At 62.8% G+C, this 20,129-nt stretch carries 15 protein-coding genes; 8 read left to right on the forward strand and 7 right to left on the reverse strand.

What is annotated here, in order from left to right:
• Positions 1-297: 297 nt before the first annotated feature.
• Together WNY80_RS19310 and WNY80_RS19315 are read left to right on the forward strand one after the other, a co-directional pair.
• Positions 298-3,333, forward strand: coding sequence for a PAS domain-containing protein (locus WNY80_RS19310; protein WP_342889039.1), 3,036 nt, complete (start codon positions 298-300; stop codon positions 3,331-3,333).
• A 140-nt stretch (positions 3,334-3,473) separates the two neighbouring features.
• Positions 3,474-4,166: a hypothetical protein gene (locus WNY80_RS19315; protein WP_342889040.1), complete on the forward strand. Its 693-nt coding sequence runs from the start codon at positions 3,474-3,476 to the stop codon at positions 4,164-4,166.
• Positions 4,167-4,232: 66 nt separating this feature from the next.
• Here the strand turns inward: WNY80_RS19315 and WNY80_RS19320 are convergent, their stop codons facing one another.
• The 4 genes from WNY80_RS19320 to WNY80_RS19335 form a co-directional block, all read right to left on the reverse strand.
• Positions 4,233-5,219: a YHYH protein gene (locus WNY80_RS19320; RefSeq protein ID WP_342889041.1), complete on the reverse strand. Its 987-nt coding sequence runs from the start codon at positions 5,217-5,219 to the stop codon at positions 4,233-4,235.
• A 209-nt stretch (positions 5,220-5,428) separates the two neighbouring features.
• Positions 5,429-6,607 carry an SAM-dependent methyltransferase gene (locus WNY80_RS19325; RefSeq protein WP_342889042.1) on the reverse strand — a complete coding sequence of 393 codons (1,179 nt, stop codon included), beginning with the start codon at positions 6,605-6,607 and terminating at the stop codon, positions 5,429-5,431.
• 199 nt (positions 6,608-6,806) lie between these two features.
• Positions 6,807-7,589 (reverse strand): MBL fold metallo-hydrolase, encoded by a 783-nt coding sequence (locus WNY80_RS19330; RefSeq protein WP_342889043.1) that lies wholly within the window; start codon positions 7,587-7,589, stop codon positions 6,807-6,809.
• Positions 7,590-7,679: 90 nt separating this feature from the next.
• Positions 7,680-8,366 carry a zinc metallopeptidase gene (locus WNY80_RS19335; RefSeq protein ID WP_342889044.1) on the reverse strand — a complete coding sequence of 229 codons (687 nt, stop codon included), beginning with the start codon at positions 8,364-8,366 and terminating at the stop codon, positions 7,680-7,682.
• 244 nt (positions 8,367-8,610) lie between these two features.
• On the opposite strand from WNY80_RS19335, the gene ggt reads away from it, so the two are divergent.
• Complete coding sequence (ggt, locus tag WNY80_RS19340; RefSeq protein WP_342889045.1) at positions 8,611-10,344, forward strand: gamma-glutamyltransferase; 1,734 nt, start codon at positions 8,611-8,613, stop codon at positions 10,342-10,344.
• A 27-nt stretch (positions 10,345-10,371) separates the two neighbouring features.
• Here the strand turns inward: ggt and WNY80_RS19345 are convergent, their stop codons facing one another.
• Both WNY80_RS19345 and WNY80_RS19350 read right to left on the reverse strand, forming a co-directional pair.
• On the reverse strand, positions 10,372-13,044 hold the full coding sequence (locus WNY80_RS19345) for a cation-transporting P-type ATPase (RefSeq protein WP_342889046.1): 2,673 nt from the start codon (positions 13,042-13,044) through the stop codon (positions 10,372-10,374).
• 136 nt (positions 13,045-13,180) lie between these two features.
• Positions 13,181-13,621: a CreA family protein gene (locus WNY80_RS19350; protein WP_342889169.1), complete on the reverse strand. Its 441-nt coding sequence runs from the start codon at positions 13,619-13,621 to the stop codon at positions 13,181-13,183.
• 357 nt (positions 13,622-13,978) lie between these two features.
• Here WNY80_RS19350 and WNY80_RS19355 point away from each other — a divergent pair, with 357 nt between their 5' ends.
• From WNY80_RS19355 to WNY80_RS19370, 4 genes are all read left to right on the forward strand, one after another.
• Positions 13,979-14,170: a hypothetical protein gene (locus WNY80_RS19355; RefSeq protein WP_342889047.1), complete on the forward strand. Its 192-nt coding sequence runs from the start codon at positions 13,979-13,981 to the stop codon at positions 14,168-14,170.
• A gap of 74 nt (positions 14,171-14,244) precedes the next feature.
• A complete protein-coding gene (locus WNY80_RS19360) occupies positions 14,245-14,844 on the forward strand; it encodes an SCO family protein (RefSeq protein ID WP_342889048.1) in 600 nt (199 codons plus the stop codon).
• A gap of 33 nt (positions 14,845-14,877) precedes the next feature.
• Positions 14,878-16,752 (forward strand): sodium:proton antiporter, encoded by a 1,875-nt coding sequence (locus tag WNY80_RS19365; protein ID WP_342889049.1) that lies wholly within the window; start codon positions 14,878-14,880, stop codon positions 16,750-16,752.
• On the forward strand, positions 16,749-17,636 hold the full coding sequence (locus WNY80_RS19370) for a 50S ribosomal protein L11 methyltransferase (protein WP_342889050.1): 888 nt from the start codon (positions 16,749-16,751) through the stop codon (positions 17,634-17,636). Before WNY80_RS19365 ends, WNY80_RS19370 begins: the two co-directional genes overlap by 4 nt.
• A gap of 130 nt (positions 17,637-17,766) precedes the next feature.
• Here the strand turns inward: WNY80_RS19370 and WNY80_RS19375 are convergent, their stop codons facing one another.
• Positions 17,767-17,940 carry a hypothetical protein gene (locus WNY80_RS19375; protein WP_342889051.1) on the reverse strand — a complete coding sequence of 58 codons (174 nt, stop codon included), beginning with the start codon at positions 17,938-17,940 and terminating at the stop codon, positions 17,767-17,769.
• Between the two features lie 295 nt (positions 17,941-18,235).
• On the opposite strand from WNY80_RS19375, the gene WNY80_RS19380 reads away from it, so the two are divergent.
• A complete protein-coding gene (locus WNY80_RS19380; RefSeq protein ID WP_342889170.1) occupies positions 18,236-20,065 on the forward strand; it encodes an aminopeptidase P family protein in 1,830 nt (609 codons plus the stop codon).
• The last annotated feature ends 64 nt before the right edge of the window (positions 20,066-20,129 follow it).

A 20,129-nucleotide genomic window follows, 5' to 3' on the forward strand; every position in this document is an offset into this window, starting at 1 on the left:
AGTGGCTCATGCTGACAGGGGATGTCAGCAGGGAAAGCTCCCACAGCTCGAAAGCGCAGCAGACACGACGCGTTCTTGCTGCTGCTGCGCCGATTCGGCATGAGCGATCGCAACGTTCGTCACGTGATCACCACAATCCCGCCGCAAGCAGCCGCCACCTGTCAAACACAAACCAGCCTCCCGAAATATGCATCTAGGCTTCCCGCCCGGATATGATACAAAACCTGCCAACGCGGCAGCTGTGTGGACCCTTGGATATTTTGAACACGCAGCCCTTTTTTCGGCGAAAAAGACCTTATGGACACCACACTTTCAGCCCCCCTTATTTTTCTCGATTCCGACGCCGTCATTACCGGCTGGAGCGAAGGTGCCGAGCGGTTGCTGGGCTGGAAGGCCGAGAAAATCGTCGGCCACCCCTATAGCGACATTTATGACGAGCGCGGCTTCTTCATCGGTTCCGAAGGCCCGGTCGATCTCGATTCCGTCTCTGTGCCCACGCCCGACAACGGCCGGGTCGTGGCGCTGCGCAGCTCGCAAACCAAGCATCTGCTTGAGCGGCTCGACCTGACCATGACCAATGCCGATGTCATCGGCGCCTGGAACTGGGACGTCTCCGAAGACATGATCTTCACCGATGGCCGCTTCGCCGACAGCTTCGGCCTCAACCCGGAGCAGACCGAAAGCGGCCTGCCGCTGGAGGAATTCGTCAACCGCATCCATGAGGATGACCGCGCGCGGGTCGCAGACGAAATTGTCCGTACCATCGAGACCGGCGGTGCCTACAGCACCGAGTACCGCGTGAAGCGGCCCGATGGATCAGTCTCCCATGTCCTGGCCCAGGGAAAGCTGGTCAAGGGCACGGACGGCAAACCCGACCGCTTCCCCGGCGTGCTGTTTGATGTCACCGCCCGCCGGAAGGCCGAGATGGAGGCACAGGCGCAGAGGGAGCGGTACCGCAACCTGTTCGAAAATCTTGATTCAGGCTTTTGCGTCATCCGCATGATCTGGGACGAGGCCGGAAATCCGGTCGACTATGAATTCCTCGAAGCCAACAAGACCTTCACCCGCCACACCGGCATCGAGGAGCCGATTGGCAAGTGGATGCGCCGGGATATCGCCAGCGGGCATGAGCAGTACTGGTTCGATCTCTACGGCGATGTGGCACGCACCGGCAAGGCGACCAACTTCGAAAACCCGGCCAGCGAACTCGATGACCGCTGGTTCCAGGTCCAGGCCTTCCCGATCGATGGCCCCGGCTCGGACAATGTCGCCGTCCTGTTCACCGATGTGACCAACAGCAAAAAGGCCGAACTGTCGCTCAAGGCCAGCGAGGAAGAGTTCCGCTCGCTGTCGCAATCCATGCTCAACCACATCTGGACCGCCACCCCGGACGGCAGGATCGAGTGGCTCAACGACCGGGTGCTGGCCTACAGCGGCGAAACCGCCGAACGGCTGAAGGGCGACGGCTGGGCCACCATCGTTCACCCGGAAGATTTCCCGGCTGCGGCCGCTGCCTGGGCGACGGCGGTGGAAACCGGCGACGTCTACCAGGTCGAATTCCGCATCCGCCGCCATGACGGCCAGTACCGCTGGCACGTGGTCCGCGCCACGCCGGTCAGGAACGAAAAGGGTGACGTCCGCCGCTGGGTCGGAAGCAACACCGATATCGAGCACGCCAAGCTCAACGAGGCGGCGCTGGCCGAACTCAACGCCACGCTGGAAGACCGCATCGACGAGCGCACCGAGGAGCTTGTGCAATCGCAAAAGGCGCTGCAGCAGTCCCAGAAGATGGAGACCATCGGCAAGCTGACCGGCGGTGTCGCCCATGATTTCAACAATCTGCTTCAGGTCGTGGCCGGCAATCTGCAACTGCTGGCCAAGGATGTGGCCGGCAATGAGCGTGCCGAAACCCGGGTCAAGAATGCGCTCGCGGGCGTCGATCGCGGCGCCAAGCTGGCAAGCCAGCTGCTGGCCTTCAGCCGGCGTCAGCCGCTTGAGCCGAAGGTGATCAATGTCGGCCGTTTCGTCGGCGGCATGGATGACCTCCTGCGCCGCTCCATCGGCGAGACCGTCGATATCGAGGTCATCATCGCAGACGGGCTCTGGAACACGCTGGCTGATCCGACCCAGATCGAGAACGCCGTGCTCAACCTCGCCATCAATGCCCGTGACGCCATGGAAGGCGCCGGCAAGCTGACGATCGAGGCCTCCAACGCCCGGCTCGACGACACCTATACCGCCGGCCTCGATGACGTCAGCAGCGGCAATTATGTGCTGCTCGCAGTCACCGACACCGGTTCAGGCATGGACGAGGACACGCTCGAGCAGGTGTTCGAGCCGTTCTTCTCCACCAAGCCGGAGGGCAAGGGCACGGGCCTGGGACTGTCAATGGTCTACGGCTTCGTCAAGCAGTCCGGCGGCCACATCAAGATTTACAGCGAGCCGGGCCAGGGCACCACGGTCAAGCTTTACCTGCCCCGGGCGCTTGGCGAGGAAGAACACGAAGCGCTCGCCCCTTCCGGCCCGGCCAGGGGCGGCACCGAGACCATCCTCGTGGTCGAGGACGATGACGATGTCCGCGCCACAGTGGTCGCAACCCTGACGGACCTTGGCTACCGTGTCTTGACCGCACGTGATGCCCAAAGTGGCCTCGCGGTGATTGAAAGCGGCGTCCCGGTGGATGTGCTGTTTACCGACGTGGTCATGCCCGGCACGCTCAAAAGCCCGGAGATGGCAAAGCTCGCCAAGGCCAGCAACCCCGATCTGGTGGTGCTGTTCACCTCCGGCTACACCGAGAACTCCATCGTCCATGGCGGCAAGCTCGACCCCGGCGTCGAACTGCTCTCCAAGCCCTACACACGCGAAGCGCTGGATGGCCGCATCCGCCACCTCCTCGCCAATCAGCAACAGAAATCCCGGCCCGCGCCCGCCAGGACCACGCCTGAAACGATCACCGCGCCCGAGCCGCAAACCGCCACGCCCGGGAGCGGCAAGCTCACCGTGCTGCTGGTCGAGGACGAAGCCCTGATCCGCATCAACACCGCCGACATGCTCGAGGATCTGGGCCATTCAGTCATCGAGGCCGGTACCGCCACGGAAGCGCTGAAGGCGGCTTCCGAGCAGGATTTCAATATCCTGCTCACCGATGTCGGCCTGCCCGACATGAAGGGTGGCGAACTGGCCAAGGAAATACGGCGGCTCAAACCCGGTGTCGGCATTGTCTTTGCCACCGGCGAAAGCCAGTTGCCCCACGGCGCCGACGAGGATGCGGTGCTGCTGACCAAGCCCTATTCCGACGACTCGCTGAAAGCAGCACTCGAGCGGGCCGGATAAAAGCCGGACCACACCTCTGCTGAACCCGGCATTAACGCGCCGTTAACCGTAAATTCAGGCCCGGTGTGTTCGACAGCACCAGCAAACAAGCATGGCCGGCGGCACCCGCCGGCACAACCAGACCGCATGAGGAACAAGACATGATCCGCAGACTATTGGCCGTAACATCTCTCGCACTCGTTCTCGCTGCCTGCAGCGACGAGGAAAAGGACGCGGCCAAGACCGCGGATCCGGTTCAGCCCGCAGTCACTGAAGCCGACACGCAAAAGGCCGCCGAGGCCGCGGAAAAAGCCAGGCTCGAAGCGGAAGCCCAGGCAGAAGCCGAGTTGAAGGCCAAGGCCGAACGCGAAGCCCGGATCAAGCTCGAAGCCGAGGAAAAGGTCCGCGCCGAGATGGAAGCCGAGAAGAAGGCCGCGGAAGCCGCCGCCGCCAAAGCAGCCGAAGACGCCGCCGCAAAAGCGGCCAAAACCGAGGCAGAGATCAAGGCCAAAGCCAAGGCCTTGCTTGAAAACGACAACTTCGAGAAACTTCAAGCCGACGAAGCCCTGCGCATTCAGGCCGAACGTGAAGCCCGCATCAAGCTGGAGGCCGAGGAAAAGGTTCGCGCCGAAATCGAGGCCGAGAAGAAGGCCGCTGAAGCAACCGCCGAGCGCGTGGCTGAAGACGAGGCCGCAATGGCCGCGGAAAAGGCGGCCGCAGCCAAGGCTGCAGCCGAGGAAGCCGCGCGGCCGAAGACCGAAGCCGAACTGGAAGCCGAGAAAATGAAGAAAACCATCGACGACGTCGGCAATGCCGTCAACGCCATCGGTGACTTGCTGAAGAAATCAGACTGATCGAATTGCCTCGCCGGCAGTTTTCTGACCGGCGAGGCAATCCATTTGACCGCGGCAGGGTCGCGCTCAGCGCCGCTTCTTGGCGAACGACCCGTCCGGCTTGCCGGTGAAGCACTTGATCACCCAGGGATAGCTGTCGGTGACGTAATAGGCATACTGGCCGTTGACCACCATGCCGTTGCAGGCATCGAGATCGCCCGCGCCGGTGAACTCGAAATCATCGATATACATTCCGTCATACACCCCGCCCGGATCGTTCTTTGACGAAGGCCGCTTGCCTGGCTTGAGGCTGTAGCCGGATCTCGCCTTGCGGACCTTGCCGGAACTGTCCTTGAAGTAACTGCCGTAAATCGGAAACCCGTCGGCGGCGAAACCGATCACCGGTGATCCCTCGGTGCCCGGGTTGTCATCGAATAGTGCCATCGGGTTGCCGTGGTAATGGTACTGGCCGTTGGGCTGGGTGTGGGCATTGTGCTTGTCAGCAGCGAAATTAGCGCCCGGTCCCAGCGGATCCAGCAGCCATTTGTCGTTGCTCCGGCAGCCGATCGCCACATTGCCGTTCTTGTCGACGCGTCTGCCGTTTGGACGGTAGCAGCCCGCCGACAGGATATCGACAACCACCCCGTTGAGCAGGATCGCATCATAGCTGCGCTGATCGAGCGCCGTGGCGGATTTCTGCGGCTTGGGATTGCGCGGGATCTTAAACGTGCCCGAAATCTCGGTCACCGGCGCAACGAAATTCCGCGCACTGCCCTCACCCGTGTCGTGGTTCGGAATAGAGTTCGATTCCAGCACGCAATGGTCCTTCTGGGCCGTCACGTGAACCGCACCCTTGAGCTTCCGGTTTTGCTGGGTGTCGGTGACATCCGAGGAATAGCGGTTTTCGTAACTCGCACAATCGGCGTTGCGGCTGGCAAAAATCGCATCGGTGATGTCGAGGCTGGTGGCCTCATGCGCCGACACCGCGCCTGCCACGGCGACGACTGAAACCACGGCCAGCGCCAGGCGGAGTCCCGCCGTGCCTGTCCGGGTGAAGTGTGCATGCAAAGCCATCAAACCGTCCTTCCGTTGTCTTTGTCAGCCGCCGCGCTCGAAATTTAAACGCCTGCGGCCCGGCGAGGAAAGACAAGTTCTGGTCTTTTTTCGGGCCATCCAGAATGCAAAGCCCCAGCAGAGCGCAGTTTTCCTCACGCCGATTCGGCTTTCGGCCCTGCCGGCGCCCCTTAATTACACTGCAACATCAGCCTGAAAAGGCCGCTGCCCTACAAACCGAGCAGACCTTCGAGATAATGCTGTTCGATCCCGAACAAGGTCTTGATGTCGGTGATCTGTTTGAGCACCGCCTCGCGGTCGCGTCCCGCGCGGCCGTCCTTTTCCGCAACGATCAGATTGTTCTTTGGCGTGTGCGCATCGGAGACGAATTCGAACACCTTGGTCTTGTAGCCGTTGAGCTCGAGCAACAATGCCCTCAGCGTATCGGTGACCATTTCGGCCTGACGCTCGACGAAGATGCCGTGACGCAGCAGCGGCTCAAGCCGCGCGTCGGCCTGCCCCGCTTCCATCTGCCGGCGGATCTGCTTGTGGCAACACGGCGCCACCGCAATCAGCGCGGCGCCGGCACTGATGCCCCTGAAGATCGCGTCATCGGTGGCCGTGTCGCACGCATGCAGTGCGATTACTGCGTCAGCTCCCGTGGCGTCGAATTCCATGATGGTGCCGGACTGGAAACTCAGGCCCGCAAATCCTGACGCCTTGGCCGTCGCATTGCCGTCAGCTACCAGTTGCTCGCGCATCTCGACACCGACAATGCGGACCGGGCGCTCTGCGACCGTGGCGAGATAGTCATAGAGCGCAAAATCGAGATAGCCCTTGCCCGCGCCCATATCGACGATCAGCGGACGCTCGGCCTTGATCACTTGAATCAATGGGGCAAAAATCTCCACCATCTTGTTGATCTGACGGAATTTATCCTGGGCGTCGTGGCGTATCGCACCGTTCTTGCCGGCAAGCCCCAACGCCTTGAGCCAAGGCTTGTCGGTTTCGGTCAAGGGCCGATTCTTGGCCCGGTTGTGATCGGTCGACGGCACTTCGCGGCCCTCGACATCGGTGCGCTTGAGCCGCATCTTTTCGCCGTTGCGCTCGAACAGCATGTCGAAGTCTGTGGTCGCCAGTTGCGCGCTGCGGAACGCGTCCTTGAGGCCCTCGCGCAGCAGCGCCAGCGCTTCGGACTGGCTGTAATTCTTGATCGTGTCACGGGTCTTGTAGCGCCAGGTGAAGGAGTATTTCTCGCCTGCCTTGGTGGTGATCTTCTTGACCAGCACCGCCTTCAGCTCCGGCTCGTCACCGTGATAGCCGCCGAGCTTGAGCTGCACCAGCGCCCCGCTCGCGAAGGCATCTTTGGTGGCGCTCAACAGTTCTTCAATGCGATCAGGGGCGTTCAAGGGCGTTCCTTCGGGGACAATGGGCGGGTCAGGCTAAAGTCCTGACCGGCAGGGCTCCTTCTACCTGCCCACGCGGGAGATGCAAATCGGCAGTGTGGAATTTCGTCCACCGGACTTGCTGTCCCCAGACACAAACCGGGTCCACGCTGACAGCATGGACCCGGCAAGTTACGGTTAAGCCGTAGGAGTGTCTGAAGCCTTAGCCCAGCCCGCCATTGTACCAGTCGTGCAGCTTGACTTCGGTCGAGCTGCCGGCCTCGCTCAGCATCTTTGCAAACACCTGCGGATCCTGCGTACCGCCGTCACGGCCACGATAATGGTAGGGAATAGCCATGGCTGGCGCGAATTCGGCCACCGCATCGGCTGCCTGTTCGGCGTCCATTGTGAACGGCAGGTTCATGCACACGAAAGCCAGGTCGATATTTTCGAGCGCCCGCATCTCCGGCGTCCCTTCGGTGTCGCCGGAGATATAGACGCGGGTCCCGTCGATGGTCAGCACAAAGCCGAGATCGCCGCGGTCCTTCGGGTGAAAATCCTGCCTGTCGGCGGAGGTGTTGTAGGCCGCGATGGCCGCAATTGCGATGCCCATCTTCTCGGTGCTGCCGCCCGGGGCGATGACATCGGTGCGTGCCTGCAGAGCCTCAGGCATCATGCCTTTGACATCGGCATTGGTCAGGATCGGCGCATCGGCAAGGGCCGCCAGAAGCTCGGCATTGTAGTGATCGCCATGGCGGTGGGTGATCAGGATCAGGTCCGGCTTGGGTAGCCCCTCGTACAGGCTGGCCTCACCAACCGGATCGACATAGAGAGTTCCTGCGGGGGTCTCCATGACAAAGGAGGCGTGCTCGACCGGATGGATGGCGATTTTGCCGTCCATGAGGTTGAAGCTCGCTGCATGCGCGGCCGCAAGGCCAAGCGATGGCAGCAGCGTGACGGCTCCGACAGCGGCGGCGCCAACAATAAAGGTGCGTCTGGTCGTCATGGCAATCTCCCTCGGCATCGTTCTGGTTGGTGGTTTTGTGATGTCTGGATCATACCAGATGCATCACCGCACCGGAAATTCAAGAGGACCTCAGCGCAAGAACCTGATCCACCGCGCGAGATTGAGCAGACCCGCCAGGGCGGCTGCGACATAGGTGAACGCCGCGGCTTTCAGTACGCTGCGGGCGCCTGCCAGATCCTCGTCACCAAGATAGCCGCCCTCGCGCAGGATCGGCAGCGCCTTGTTGAAGCTCGCATCATATTCGACCGGCAGCGTCACCAGATGCACGACAACGCGAATGCCCAACAGCCCGATGCCGATGACCGCCATGCCCAGAAGCGCCACCGGCGCGCGCAGCACGATCGCCAGCACGGGTGCAGCGATGAAGAAGATCGAGGCGATCCGGTCTGTCATCATGGTGAGACCGGCCAGCGATTGCCTGAGCGCCAGTCCGCGTTCGCCACGATGATGCTGCAGCGCGTGGCCGACCTCGTGGGCTGCCACTGCCACGGCAGTCAGGCTGGCGCCATTGAAGTTGGCTTGCGACAGGCGCACCGTGCGCGAACCCGGATCGTAGTGATCGCCGGCATCGGTGGCTTCGACACCGACACCTTTCAGCTCGAGACGCTCGATCAGATGTTGCGCCATTTCACCGCCTGTGCCGGGAAAATCCGGCCGCTCGGCGCTGTGGCGGCGCATGGTGTGGCCGACCCAGTATTGCGGGCCATAGATGGCGGCAAGCACCACCAGCAGGCCGATTATCCCGAGGATTGCCATTATCAGTCTCTGTCAGAGCGAGGCTGGATCATCCGCCTTACATAGGGTGCGACGCTCAGCTGATAAAGGGCCGACACGCAGACTGCCAAGGCGGCACTGTCAGCACAGTGCAAGTGTGCCCGCCGGACGAGGCTGCAATTCCGGGTTGACGACGAGCCCGATGTGGCTTTCGATGGTGCCACGTCTTGGCCTGGCGCCCGCGTGACTTCGTCCGAAGCGCTGACAGTCTTGAAAGGACCGCCCGATGATCCGCCCGCTCACCGCCCTCGCCTCCGCCGCTTTATTCGTCATCGGCCCAACTGCCGCCACTGCGCAGGAGGCGGCGATCTTTTCCAGCATGGATGCGGTGCATCCGGTCTGGGCGAAATCGGCCATGGTCTCCGTGCAGGAGGCGGTCGCCGCCGAGGTCGGGCTGCAGGTGCTCAAGGACGGCGGCAATGCAGTCGACGCCGGTGTTGCTGTCGCGCTGGCGCTGGCAGTCACCCTGCCCCGTGCCGGAAATCTCGGCGGCGGCGGCTTCATGATGGTGCATGACGCAAAGAGCGGCGAGACCAGGGCCATCGACTACCGTGAAATGGCGCCAGCCAGTGCCACCCGCGACATGTATCTCGACGCCGAGGGCAATGCCGACAGCAATCTTTCGCGGTTTTCAGGCCTCGCCGTCGGCGTGCCCGGCACGGTGGCCGGAATGCAGCTGGCGCTCGACACTTTTGGCACGATGACGCTCGCTGAGGCCGCAGCCCCTGCGATCAAATTGGCCGAAGACGGCATCATTGTTACCGCCGATCTGGCCGACAGCCTGAAGGGACTGGAAAAGCGGCTCAAAACCTGGCCGGCTTCGGCGGCGATCTTCTACAAGGAAGATGGCAGCTTCTATGAGCCCGGCGATGTGCTCAAGCAGCCGGATCTGGCAACTACGCTGAAGGCAATTGCTGCCAACGGCCCGGATGGATTTTACAAAGGCGCGGTGGCTGAGAAGATCGCCGCGTCCGTGCAAGAGGCCGGCGGCTCGATGACGGTTGAGGATCTGGCGAACTACAAGGCGGTCATCCGCGAGCCGGTCAGCGGCAGCTATCGCGGCTACGACATCGTCTCGATGCCGCCGCCAAGCTCCGGCGGCACCCACATCATCCAGATCCTCAATGTGATGGAGGGCTTTCCCATCGGCTTCCTCGGGCACAATTCCTCCGACACCATTCACCTGATGGCGGAAGCCATGAAGCGCGCCTATGCCGACCGCTCGGAATATCTCGGCGACCCGGATTTTGCCGATGTCCCGGTCGCAGCCCTGACCTCGAAGGACTATGCAGCCAAGATCCGCGACGGCATCAGCCTCAACCGCGCCACGCCCTCGGCCTCGATCAAGCCGGGCAAACTGGCGCCCTACGAGAGCGACCAGACCACGCATTTCTCCATCGTCGATCAATACGGCAACGCGGTGTCCAACACCTACACGCTGAATTTCTCCTATGGCTCGGGCATGACCGCCGCCGGCACCGGCGTGCTGCTCAACAACGAGATGGATGATTTTTCCGCCAAGCCGGGCGTGCCCAACGCCTATGGCCTGATCGGCGGCGACGCCAATGCGGTGGAACCCGGCAAGCGGCCGCTGTCCTCGATGAGCCCGACAATCGTGCTGAAAGACGGCAAGCCGTTCCTGGTCACCGGCAGCCCCGGCGGCTCACGCATCATCACCACCACGCTGCAGGTGATCTCCAACATGATCGATCACGGAATGAACGTCGCCGAAGCCACCAACGCCGCGCGCATCCACCACCAGTGGCTGCCCGATGAAATCCGCGTCGAGGATGGCGGCCTGAGCCGCGACACGGTGGCAGCTCTCGAGGCCAAGGGTCACAGGATTGCGGTCAAAAGCGTCATGGGCTCGACCCAGTCGATCCACGTCGACACCGGCAAGGACCTGCTGCTGGGAGCGTCGGACCCGAGGCGAACGGGATCGGCGACGGTGGGGTATTGAGGGGGTAAGCTTCCCTTTTACCACCCCTTACCGTTCCCTGCGCCGTGCCAGCGCCAGCCATACCTGCCCCAGCACCAATGGCCCGAAGCTTGCTGCCGCTGCCAATGCCAGTCCCTCAATGCCCGGATCGGGCAGGCCGAGAAGGCTGGCGAGCGACGGCAGCCAGTGCGCCATGCCGATCAGTCCCAGGCACAGCGCCAGCGCACCCCAGACATAGGGATTGCGGGTGATTTCATTGTCGATCAGCCCGGCATCGGCATCGCGGACATTGAACACGTTCCACAATTGCGCCAGCGCCAGCGTCAGGAACGCCACGGTGACGGCAGGCCCCGCCTCGAGCTTGAGCCAGAACAGCGCCAGCAGGAAGGCGGTCAGCGTGGCCAGCGTGATCGCCCCGCCCAGCACCCCGATCTGGATCCAGCGCCCCCGGTCGATGATCTGCTCCTTCGGGTCGCGCGGCGGCCTTGCCATCACATGCGCGTCGCCCTTGCCCAGCCCCAGCGCAAAGGCCGGGAAGACATCGGTCACGAGGTTGAGAAACAGGATCTGCAGCGGCAGCAGCGGCGCAGGCAGGCCCGAGCCCACCGCCAGCCCGACGACCAGCACCTCGCTGACATTGCACGAGATCAGGTAAATCACGAATTTGCGGATATTGTCGAAGATCACCCGGCCCTGCCGCATGGCGGCGATGATGGTGGCGAACTTGTCGTCGCGCAGCACCATGTGGGCTGCCTCCTGGGCGACCTGGGTTCCGCGCAGCCCCATGGCGACGCCGATATCGGCCTTCTTCAGCGCCGGTGCATCGTTGACGCCGTCGCCGGTCATGGCGACGACTTCACCGGCCTTCTGGTAGATCGAAACAAGCGCCAGCTTGGTTTCCGGCGCAACCCGGGCAAACACATTGGCCGAGAGAATGCGGTTGCGCATCTCCTCGCTGATCCGGTCCGGGTCGATGCCCGCAAGTTCGCGACCCTCGATGACAGTGAGATCGCCGTCGCACAATCCTGCCTGCTTGGCGATGGTGGCGGCGGTCACGGCATGATCGCCGGTCATCATCACCACCCTGACGCCGGCTGCCCGGCTTGCGCTGATCGCGGCGGGCACATCGTCGCGAACCGGATCGAGCAGGCAGACAAGCCCCACCAGCGTCAATCCGGAATAGGGATCGGTCTCATCTTCGTCGCTGCGCTTCATCGCCAGCCCGAGCAGCCGCAACCCCTCGCTCGCGGCCTCCGCGCTGCGCTCTCTCCAGCGTTCCCGGGTTCGCGCATCAAGCGGCCGCGGCCCCTGGGCCCCGAACACCTGATCGGCGCTTTCGATGACCGCTTCGGGCGCCCCCTTGACCGCGACAACAAAGCCCTCGCCGTCGCCCCCGTCATTGCCCTTGCCATGAACCGTCGCCATCATCTTGATGACGGGATCGAACGCATGTTCGCGGATTTCGGGGAAATCGTCTGCCAGCGCCTTGCGCGTGATGCCGCTTTCCGCCGCCACCGACAGCAGGGCCAGTTCCATCGGGTCGCCGGCGCGGCCATCGGCCTTGCCGTCGCCAAGTTCGGCGCTGTTGCACAGTGCCCCGATCCGGAGCGCCCAGCCCAGCGGCTCGTCGGACGCCGGATCCAGGCGGTCGCCGTCGACCTCGACATCGCCGCCGTCGAGCAGGTAGCGCACCGCGGTCATCCGGTTTTCGGTCAGCGTTCCGGTCTTGTCGGTCAGGATCACCGTTGTCGCGCCGAGTGTCTCGACCGAGGACAACCGGGTGATCACCGCATTGCGCTGGGCCATGCGCCACATGCCGCGCGCCAGGCTCAGTGTCGCCACCACCGGCAGACCTTCCGGCACCGCTGCCACCGCCAGCGCCACCCCGGTCTGGATCATCGCGACCACATCATGGCCACGAAAGATCCCCGCGCCGATGGTCAGCCCGGCAAGCACGAAGGTCAGCCAGACCAGCCGGTGGCCGAGCCGGTCGAGCCGCTTCTCCAGCGGTGCCACTTCGCTGTCGGCGGCCTGCGCCAATGCGCTGATGCGGCCGATCTCGGTGGTCATGCCGGTGGCCACCACCAGCCCCTCGCCGGTGCCTTGCGTGATCGCCGTGCCCTTGAACGCCATGCCCGCGCGCTCGCCCAGCACCGCGTCCGGGCTGGTCACCTCGGTGGATTTGGTCACCGCAAGGGATTCGCCGGTCAGTATCGATTCATCGGCCTGCAGGTTCGAGGCCTGGCTGATCCGCAAATCGGCGGTGACAATATCGCCGGCCTCGAGAATGACCACATCGCCGGGAACCAGCTCGTGCGCGTCGATCATCCGCTCCCGCCCCGCACGGCGAACCCGGGTTTTCACCTCGGCCATGCGGATCAGGGCTTCCATCGACCGCGCCGCCCGGACCTCGGTGGTAAAACCGATGGCGCCATTGATCAGCAGAACAACGACAATAGCCACGCCCTCGGCGATATCGGTCATCACGAACGACAGCACCGCAGCTCCCCCCAGCAGCCAGACAATGATGCTGTTGAACTGGTGGACGAGGATACTCAGTGCGCTCTTGGGTTTCTGGCGGAACAGCTGGTTGGAACCGTAAACCTTGCGCCGCGCCTGCACTTCAGACGAATCGAGGCCTGCGGCGGGGTCGGTCTCAAGCCGGGTGACGACGTCCTGCACCGTGTGCGCATGAGCGTTTTCAAGCCTGTCTGGTGTCACGTGAATGCCTGCCTTTGGAACAAAATTGGTTCGCCCGCCGATTGCCGAACGAAACCGCAATGGGCAGACACAACCATAAAAGCATTCACATCAGCATGACCGAGATCAAACTCCGCTCAATCGAACGGCCGCAGAATTACGGCTTGCCGTTTTCCCAGGTCACGTCCTGGCCGTAGAGCGGCACGGTGGAGATGTTCATCTTGGCCGAGCCGTCCTGCACCTGCTGCGAATTGACCAGATAGATCAGCGTGTCGTTACGCTTGTCGTAGATCCGGCGCACCACCAGCGATTTCCAGATCAGCGAGCGCGATTCCTTGAACACCACGTCGCCGTCTTCATCGAGATCGATGTCCTTGATGGTGATCGGGCCGGTCTGGCGACAGGCGATCGAGGCATTGGAGGGATCCTCGAACCAGTTGCCCTTCTGCAGCCGGTCGATGACACCACGGTCGAAATAGGCGACATGGCAGGTCACGCCGTCAACTTCGGGATCGGTGACCGCATCGATCAGGATATCGTTGCCGAGCCAGTCGACGCCAACCTCGCCAACCTGTTCGGCAGATGCCGGTGTTGCCATCAGTGGTGCGGCCAGCACGGCTGCGGCAACCAGGCCTGCGGAAACGGTCGAGCGGATGTTCTTGCTTGTGATCACGAATTTTCTCCTTGCCCGTTGAACGCGCCAGACCTCGGGAAGTTCCCCGGCACGCCAGGGATGAAACTGACAGCCTTGATATGGGCGACGGGCAGACCGAATGAAAGATGCAAGGGCGCAGGATGTCAAATCGACCGGTCCAGGCACCTGAAATCCTGTCAGCCCCGCGGGCAATGCACCGCAGTGGAGCCGCCCGCAGCTGGCCTGTTTGGCTGGCCGGCGCAAACAACCGGGCCAATCAAACCACTTCCATTTGCGCATGATCGGCTCTAGATAGGGCAAATGACCAGTGCACCTGCGCCCCGACACCAAGCCAGCCGGCATCAGCCCAGTTCGTTCCAGGGTTTTCTCCCCCGCGCGCTCGGCATCATCGCCGCGGCAATCCTGACCGGGCTTGCCTTTGCCGCCTGGCAGGCAAACGGGCCGGCATTGCTTAACGCGCTTGCGGCCAGCGGTCTTGCCTGGTGCCTCTGAACCGATAAAGCCGATCCCGCCCGGCTGTCCCGGACACAGGCGGGAAGCAAACGGCAGCCTTACTGGAGACTTCAATGAAAGCCATACGTCTTGTCCTCTGGGTTCTTGTCGCAGCCATGGCGCTGGCGCTTGGCTGGCTGACCTATGAATGGCAGCGGACCGAGACCGAACTGTCGGCCAAGCCCTATGGCGTACCGTTTGAACTTGTCGACCAGTCCGGCCAGCCGATCACCGAAGCGGCTTTCCGCGGCCGTCCGACAGCCTTGTTTTTCGGCTTCACTCACTGCCCGGAAATCTGCCCCACCACCCTGTTCGAACTGGACGGCTGGCTCAGGCAGGTTGATCCCGAGGGCGGCAGGATCGGCGCCTATTTCGTCACCGTCGATCCGGAACGCGACACGCCGGAGCTGCTGGGATCGTACATTTCCGGCGTCAGCGACCGCATCGTCGGCATTTCCGGATCGCCCGAAAAGGTCGGGGAGATGGTCAAGGGCTTCAGCATCTATGCCAAGAAGGTGCCTATCGACGCCAGCAAACCCGATGGTGAATACACCATGGATCATACGGCTTCGGTGTTTCTGCTCGATGCACAAGGCCGCTTCAAGGGGACGATCGCCTGGGGCGAAAATCCGGACATCGCCGTCACCAAGCTTGAGAATCTGCTCAAGCCGTAACTCCGGCCCCGCGCCGCACGACAGGGGACTATCATGGACGACATCGTTCTCAAACTTGCCGTGATCGGTGTTGCCGGCATTGCCGCACAATGGTTCGCATGGCGGTTGCAACTTCCGGCCATCGTGCTGCTGCTGGCGGCAGGCTTTATCGCGGGACCGGCCACCGGCTTTCTCGATCCGACGGCAGATTTCGGCTCGATCTACCGGCCGGTTGTCTCGATCGCAGTGGCCATCATCCTGTTTGAAGGCGGGCTGACGCTCAACTTCAAGGAAATCAGGGAGACATCCACCGCGGTTCGGCGCATCATCATGTACGCCGGCCCCTTGACCTGGGGCATGGCGGCATTGGCGGCCCACTACATTGGCGGCCTGAGCTGGCCGACAGCCATTGTTCTGGGCGCGATCCTGGTGGTGACCGGCCCGACCGTGATCATGCCGCTGCTGCGACAGGCCCAGCTCGATGCCCGCCCCGCCTCGCTCTTGCGCTGGGAGGCCATCGTCAACGACCCGATCGGCGCGCTCTTCGCCGTTGTCGCCTTCGAGGTTATCCTTGTCTATATCGGGCTGCATGAAGCCGACAATCTCGTTATGCTTCTCCTCGCCGGTTTCGCCGTCGCCATTGCTGGTGGCTGGCTTGCCGCAAAACTGATTGTCTGGTCGTTCGTCCGCGGCCATGTGCCCGAATATCTCAAGGCCCCGGTGCTTCTGGCCTCGGTGGTGGGGATCTATGCCGCGACCAACACGCTGCTGGAGGAATCCGGCCTGCTCACCGTTACCGTGATGGGAATGGTGCTGGCCAACAGCCGCATCGCCTCGCTCACCGACATGCGCCGCTTCAAGGAAACCATCACCACGCTGCTGGTCTCCGGCGTCTTCATCATTCTCACAGCATCGCTGAGCATGGATGACATCCGTTCGCTCGACTGGCGCGCGGCACTGTTTGTCGCCTCCCTGTTGCTGGTCATCCGTCCGGTTGCGATCATGCTCGCCACCATCCGCTCCGGCGCCACCATCCAGGAACGTCTGCTCAGCGCATGGATTGCCCCGCGCGGCGTGGTCGCCGTCGCCGTCTCCGGCCTGTTCGGAACCCTGCTGGCCGATGTCGGCATCGAGGATGCGGGCCGCATGGTCGCCTTCACCTTCGCAGTCGTGGTCACCACCATCGTGCTGCACGGCTTCACGCTAGCGCCGCTGGCAAGCTTCCTCAACCTCAAGCAGGCGTCCAAGCCCGGCATTCTCATTGTCGGCGGTTCGCGCTGGTCGACGGCGCTGGCCATCAAGCTCAAGGAAGCCGAGGTTCCGGTGATGCTGGCCGACCAGAACTGGAACCACCTGGCCGAGGCCCGTCTGGCCAACATCCCGGTCTATTTCGGCGAGGTCCTGTCCGAATCTGCCCATCACAGCATCGACCCGAAGCGGTTTTCCAACCTGATCGCAACCGGCGACAACGACGCCTACAATGCACTGGTCTGCACCGATTTCGGACCGGAACTCGGCCGCAGCCACGTCTACCAGATCGGCCGCGTCGACGAGAAGGCACGCCAGGCGCTGAGCTTCACGCTCGGTGGACGTTCGCTGACCAAGGAGCCTGTCGGCTTTCTCGATCTGCGTGAAAAACTGCTTCAGGGCTGGACCTTCCAGCTCACCCGCCTGACCGATGAATTCAACTGGGAAGCCTATGAGGCATCCCGCCCCGAAGGCGCGCTCGTCCTGCTCTGGATCAAGCCATCCGGATCGATCGTGTTTGCCTCCACCTCGGCGAACTCTCCCGGCCAGAACGACCGGATCCTGAGCTTCGCGCTGCCCAAGGACGACGCCCGCGCAGAGGCCGCCAGCAAGACGGCCCGCAAGGCGGAAGAGACAGCCGCAACCCAGGCGGCCACCGACGAAGGAAAGAACCGGACGTGAGCGACCACCGATACTATTTCCGCACCGACGAAGCCGGGGCCAAACGCGGGCTGGATCTGCTCGACAGCATATTCGAGGACGAAGGCCTGCCCGTCGCCACCATGGAGATCGACGAGGACAAGGGCCTCTGGGAGGTGTCGGTCTATGCCCCGGGTGAACCCGGCGATACGCTCAAATCTCGCATCAGCACCTGCCTTGCTGACGAATTTCCGAACGTGGAGATCGAACTGGAAGTCTTCGGCGAGACCGACTGGATCGCCAAGTCGCTCGAAGGCCTGACACCGGTCCGTGCCGGACGCTTTCTGGTCCACGGCGCCCATGACCGTAGCGCGGTGCGTATAAATGACCTGGCCATCGAGCTGGAGGCCGGGCAGGCCTTTGGCACCGGCCATCACGGCACCACGGCCGGCTGTCTTGAAATGATTGAATCCGTCATGCGCGCCAGCCCCGGCAGTTCCGCCGGCGTGAGCCCGGTGCTCGATCTCGGCACCGGCTCCGGCGTGCTGGCGATCGCCGCCGCCATGCTCGGCCCCGTCCGCGTCCTGGCCACGGACATCGATCCGGTTGCCACCCGCGTGGCCCGCGACAATGTCCGCCACAACCACCGCACCGCACAGATCCGATGCGTCACGGCGACCGGCTTTCATTCCACCGCTTTTCGCGAAGAAGGCCCGTTCGGGCTGATCATCGCCAACATCCTGGCCCGGCCTCTGATGCGCATGGCGCCCGACATCAAGCGCCATCTTGCACCTGGCGGCTCGGTGATCCTGTCGGGGATTCTGGCAAGTCAGCGCTGGCAGGTTCTCGCCGCCTTCAACGGCCAGGGCATGCGCCACGTCCAAACCCTGTGGCGCAATGGCTGGGTGACACTTCATCTGAAGTAATCGGGATCACCCGGGACAAGACCGGACGGCACGGCGATCCGGTCAAATCCGCCCAAACAAAAACGGCTCCCAAGGGAGCCGTTCGCATTCGCTGTAGATGAGAGTGCCGTCATGGCGCATGTTCGGCTTCTTAGAAGAAGTAAGCCTGTGCGCCTTCGCGCTGAAGTTCTTCACGGGTACGGCCGATCGACTTGAGCTGAGCGTCGTCCATCGCCAGAAGCGCGCCATTCACATAGCGGCGAACCTGGCGTTCGCGGGCGCTGACGAGACGGTCGAAGGCATTTTGAAACATGTTTACGGACATTTGGTAATCCCCTTTGGGTAAGTGATTGTTCTGTCCTCCTGCAAACCCAAGATAGTCTCTTCTGCAGAAATGTGCAGAGCTTATGTTGCAGTGCAGCTATGAATTCAACGCAAAGCTCGCGCCTGAGCGATGCGCCGTGCTGCATATTTATGCGGCATCGTGCACTGCACAGAGATTGTGCGCACCCAAAACAGGCACCCGGCCCTGCCCCGTTGATCAAATCCGTTTGACCGCCTCCCAAACGCAAACGGGATTGCTATAAGGAAGGTTCGCTTTGGCTCCCAGGAATCCCATGATGTTTCAGAATTTTGAAGTGCTCTCCTCCCCCGATCAGGCGGCCGGCCGCGTTGCGCGCCTGCGTGAAGGCTTTGCGGCGTCCTCCGTCAATGCCGTCGCCGTGCCCCGCTCGGACGAATATCTCGGCGAATATGTGCCCGCCTGCGCCGAACGGCTGGCCTGGCTGACCGGCTACACCGGATCGGCGGGATCGGTACTGGTACTTGAGGACAAGGCCCATATCTTTGTCGATGGACGCTATACCAACCAGGTCCGCGCGCAGACCGACCCGAAGGTCTTCGACTATCAGGACAGCGTGGCCAATCCGCTGCCATCCTTTCTCGAAACCTCCTGCCTTAACGGGCTGCGGCTGGGCATTGATCCCTGGACCTGGCCCTCAAGCGAAGTGGCCCGTCTCGAAGCGGCATTGAAGGCGCTCGACGGACAGCTGGTGTTCCTGCCGCGCAATCCGGTTGACGCAATCTGGGAAGACCGGTCGCAACCGCCCTTGGGCACCGTGACGCTGCAGCCGATCGATCTTGCCGGCAGGCTGGCGAGCGAGAAGCTTGCAATGATCGCCGAAACCGCATCAACGGCCGGAGCCGGCGCGGTGGTCTTGGCCGACCCGTCTTCGGTGGCCTGGAGCTTCAACATCCGTGGCGAGGATCTGCCCTCGACGCCGCACCCGCTGTCGCGCGCCATCATCCCGGCCTCGGGCAGGCCCTTGCTGTTCATCGACAAGCGCAAGACCGGCATCGAGGCCGAAGCCTATCTCAACCAGCTTGCCGATCTCGAACCGCCGTCCGGTTTCGATGATGCCCTCGTGGCGCTCGGGAAATCCGGAGCCACCGTCATGGTCGATCCGGCGGTGGCGCCGCACGCCATCTCCATGCTGATCGAGCAATCCGGAGGAACGGTGCTCAATGCGCCCGACCCCGCCCGCCTGCCCCGCGCCTGCAAGAACAAGGCGGAAATTGCCGGAAGCGCCAGCGTGCACCGGCAGGATGGCGCAGCAATGGTGCGGTTCCTCGCCTGGCTCGATGGGCAGGCGCCCGGTTCGGTCGATGAAATCACGGCTGCAACCCGGCTCGAAGAGTTCCGCCGCCAGACCGGCGAAGCCATGCAGATGCCGCTCAAGGCGCTGTCATTCGATTCCATCTCCGGCGCCGGCCCCAACGCGGCAATCATCCACTACCGCGTCAACACACAGACCAACCGCCGGATTGAACCTGGCGAGATGCTGCTGATTGATTCCGGCGGCCAGTATGTTGCCGGCACCACCGACATCACCCGCACCATTGCGGTGGGCGATGTTCCCCACGAGCAGAAACGGTTTTTCACCCTGGTGCTCAAGGGCATGATTGCCATCAGCATGCTGCGCTTCCCGCAAGGCACCCGTGGCCTCGACATCGATCCGTTCGCCCGGATCGCACTGTGGAAGGCGGGCGCCGATTTTGCCCATGGCACCGGCCATGGTGTCGGCAGCTATCTCTCCGTGCATGAAGGCCCGCAATCGATCTCGCGGCGCGGCACACAGGAGTTGCTGCCCGGCATGATCCTGTCCAACGAACCCGGCTACTATCGCGACGGCGCCTTCGGCATCCGCATCGAAAACCTCGTCGTGGTGCAGGAACCCCAGGCCATCGAAGGCGGCGACAAGCCGATGCTCGGCTTTGGCACCCTGACGCTGTGCCCGATCGACAAGCGGCTGATCCTGGCGGACCTGCTCGCCCCGGAAGAGACAGAATGGCTCAACGCCTATCACGACCGGGTGCGCGAGGAACTGTCACCGCTTCTCTCCGGCGACCCGGCACTGCAATGGCTTCAGGCAGCAACCGCGCCGCTGTGAAACCTCGCCCGGTCCCGCCTTCAAATTCACCGGCACACCGGAAAATCGACCCCGGACCGACGAT

Origin of the sequence: Hoeflea sp. AS16 (assembly GCF_038900095.1) — a bacterium.
Classification (GTDB): Bacteria; Pseudomonadota; Alphaproteobacteria; order Rhizobiales; family Rhizobiaceae; genus Hoeflea.

Excerpts from the sequence above, each read along its gene's own strand:
- ggt (WP_342889045.1), top strand. The coding sequence starts at position 8,611 with ATGATCCGCCCGCTCACCGCCCTCGCCTCCGCCGCTTTATTCGTCATC.
- WNY80_RS19350 (WP_342889169.1), bottom strand. The coding sequence starts at position 13,621 with ATGGCAACACCGGCATCTGCCGAACAGGTTGGCGAGGTTGGCGTCGAC.
- WNY80_RS19320 (WP_342889041.1), bottom strand. The coding sequence starts at position 5,219 with ATGGCTTTGCATGCACACTTCACCCGGACAGGCACGGCGGGACTCCGC.
- WNY80_RS19315 (WP_342889040.1), top strand. The coding sequence starts at position 3,474 with ATGATCCGCAGACTATTGGCCGTAACATCTCTCGCACTCGTTCTCGCT.
- WNY80_RS19335 (WP_342889044.1), bottom strand. The coding sequence starts at position 8,366 with ATGGCAATCCTCGGGATAATCGGCCTGCTGGTGGTGCTTGCCGCCATC.
- WNY80_RS19380 (WP_342889170.1), top strand. The coding sequence starts at position 18,236 with ATGTTTCAGAATTTTGAAGTGCTCTCCTCCCCCGATCAGGCGGCCGGC.
- WNY80_RS19310 (WP_342889039.1), top strand. The coding sequence starts at position 298 with ATGGACACCACACTTTCAGCCCCCCTTATTTTTCTCGATTCCGACGCC.
- WNY80_RS19365 (WP_342889049.1), top strand. The coding sequence starts at position 14,878 with ATGGACGACATCGTTCTCAAACTTGCCGTGATCGGTGTTGCCGGCATT.
- WNY80_RS19355 (WP_342889047.1), top strand. The coding sequence starts at position 13,979 with ATGACCAGTGCACCTGCGCCCCGACACCAAGCCAGCCGGCATCAGCCC.
- WNY80_RS19375 (WP_342889051.1), bottom strand. The coding sequence starts at position 17,940 with ATGTCCGTAAACATGTTTCAAAATGCCTTCGACCGTCTCGTCAGCGCC.
- WNY80_RS19360 (WP_342889048.1), top strand. The coding sequence starts at position 14,245 with ATGAAAGCCATACGTCTTGTCCTCTGGGTTCTTGTCGCAGCCATGGCG.
- WNY80_RS19330 (WP_342889043.1), bottom strand. The coding sequence starts at position 7,589 with ATGACGACCAGACGCACCTTTATTGTTGGCGCCGCCGCTGTCGGAGCC.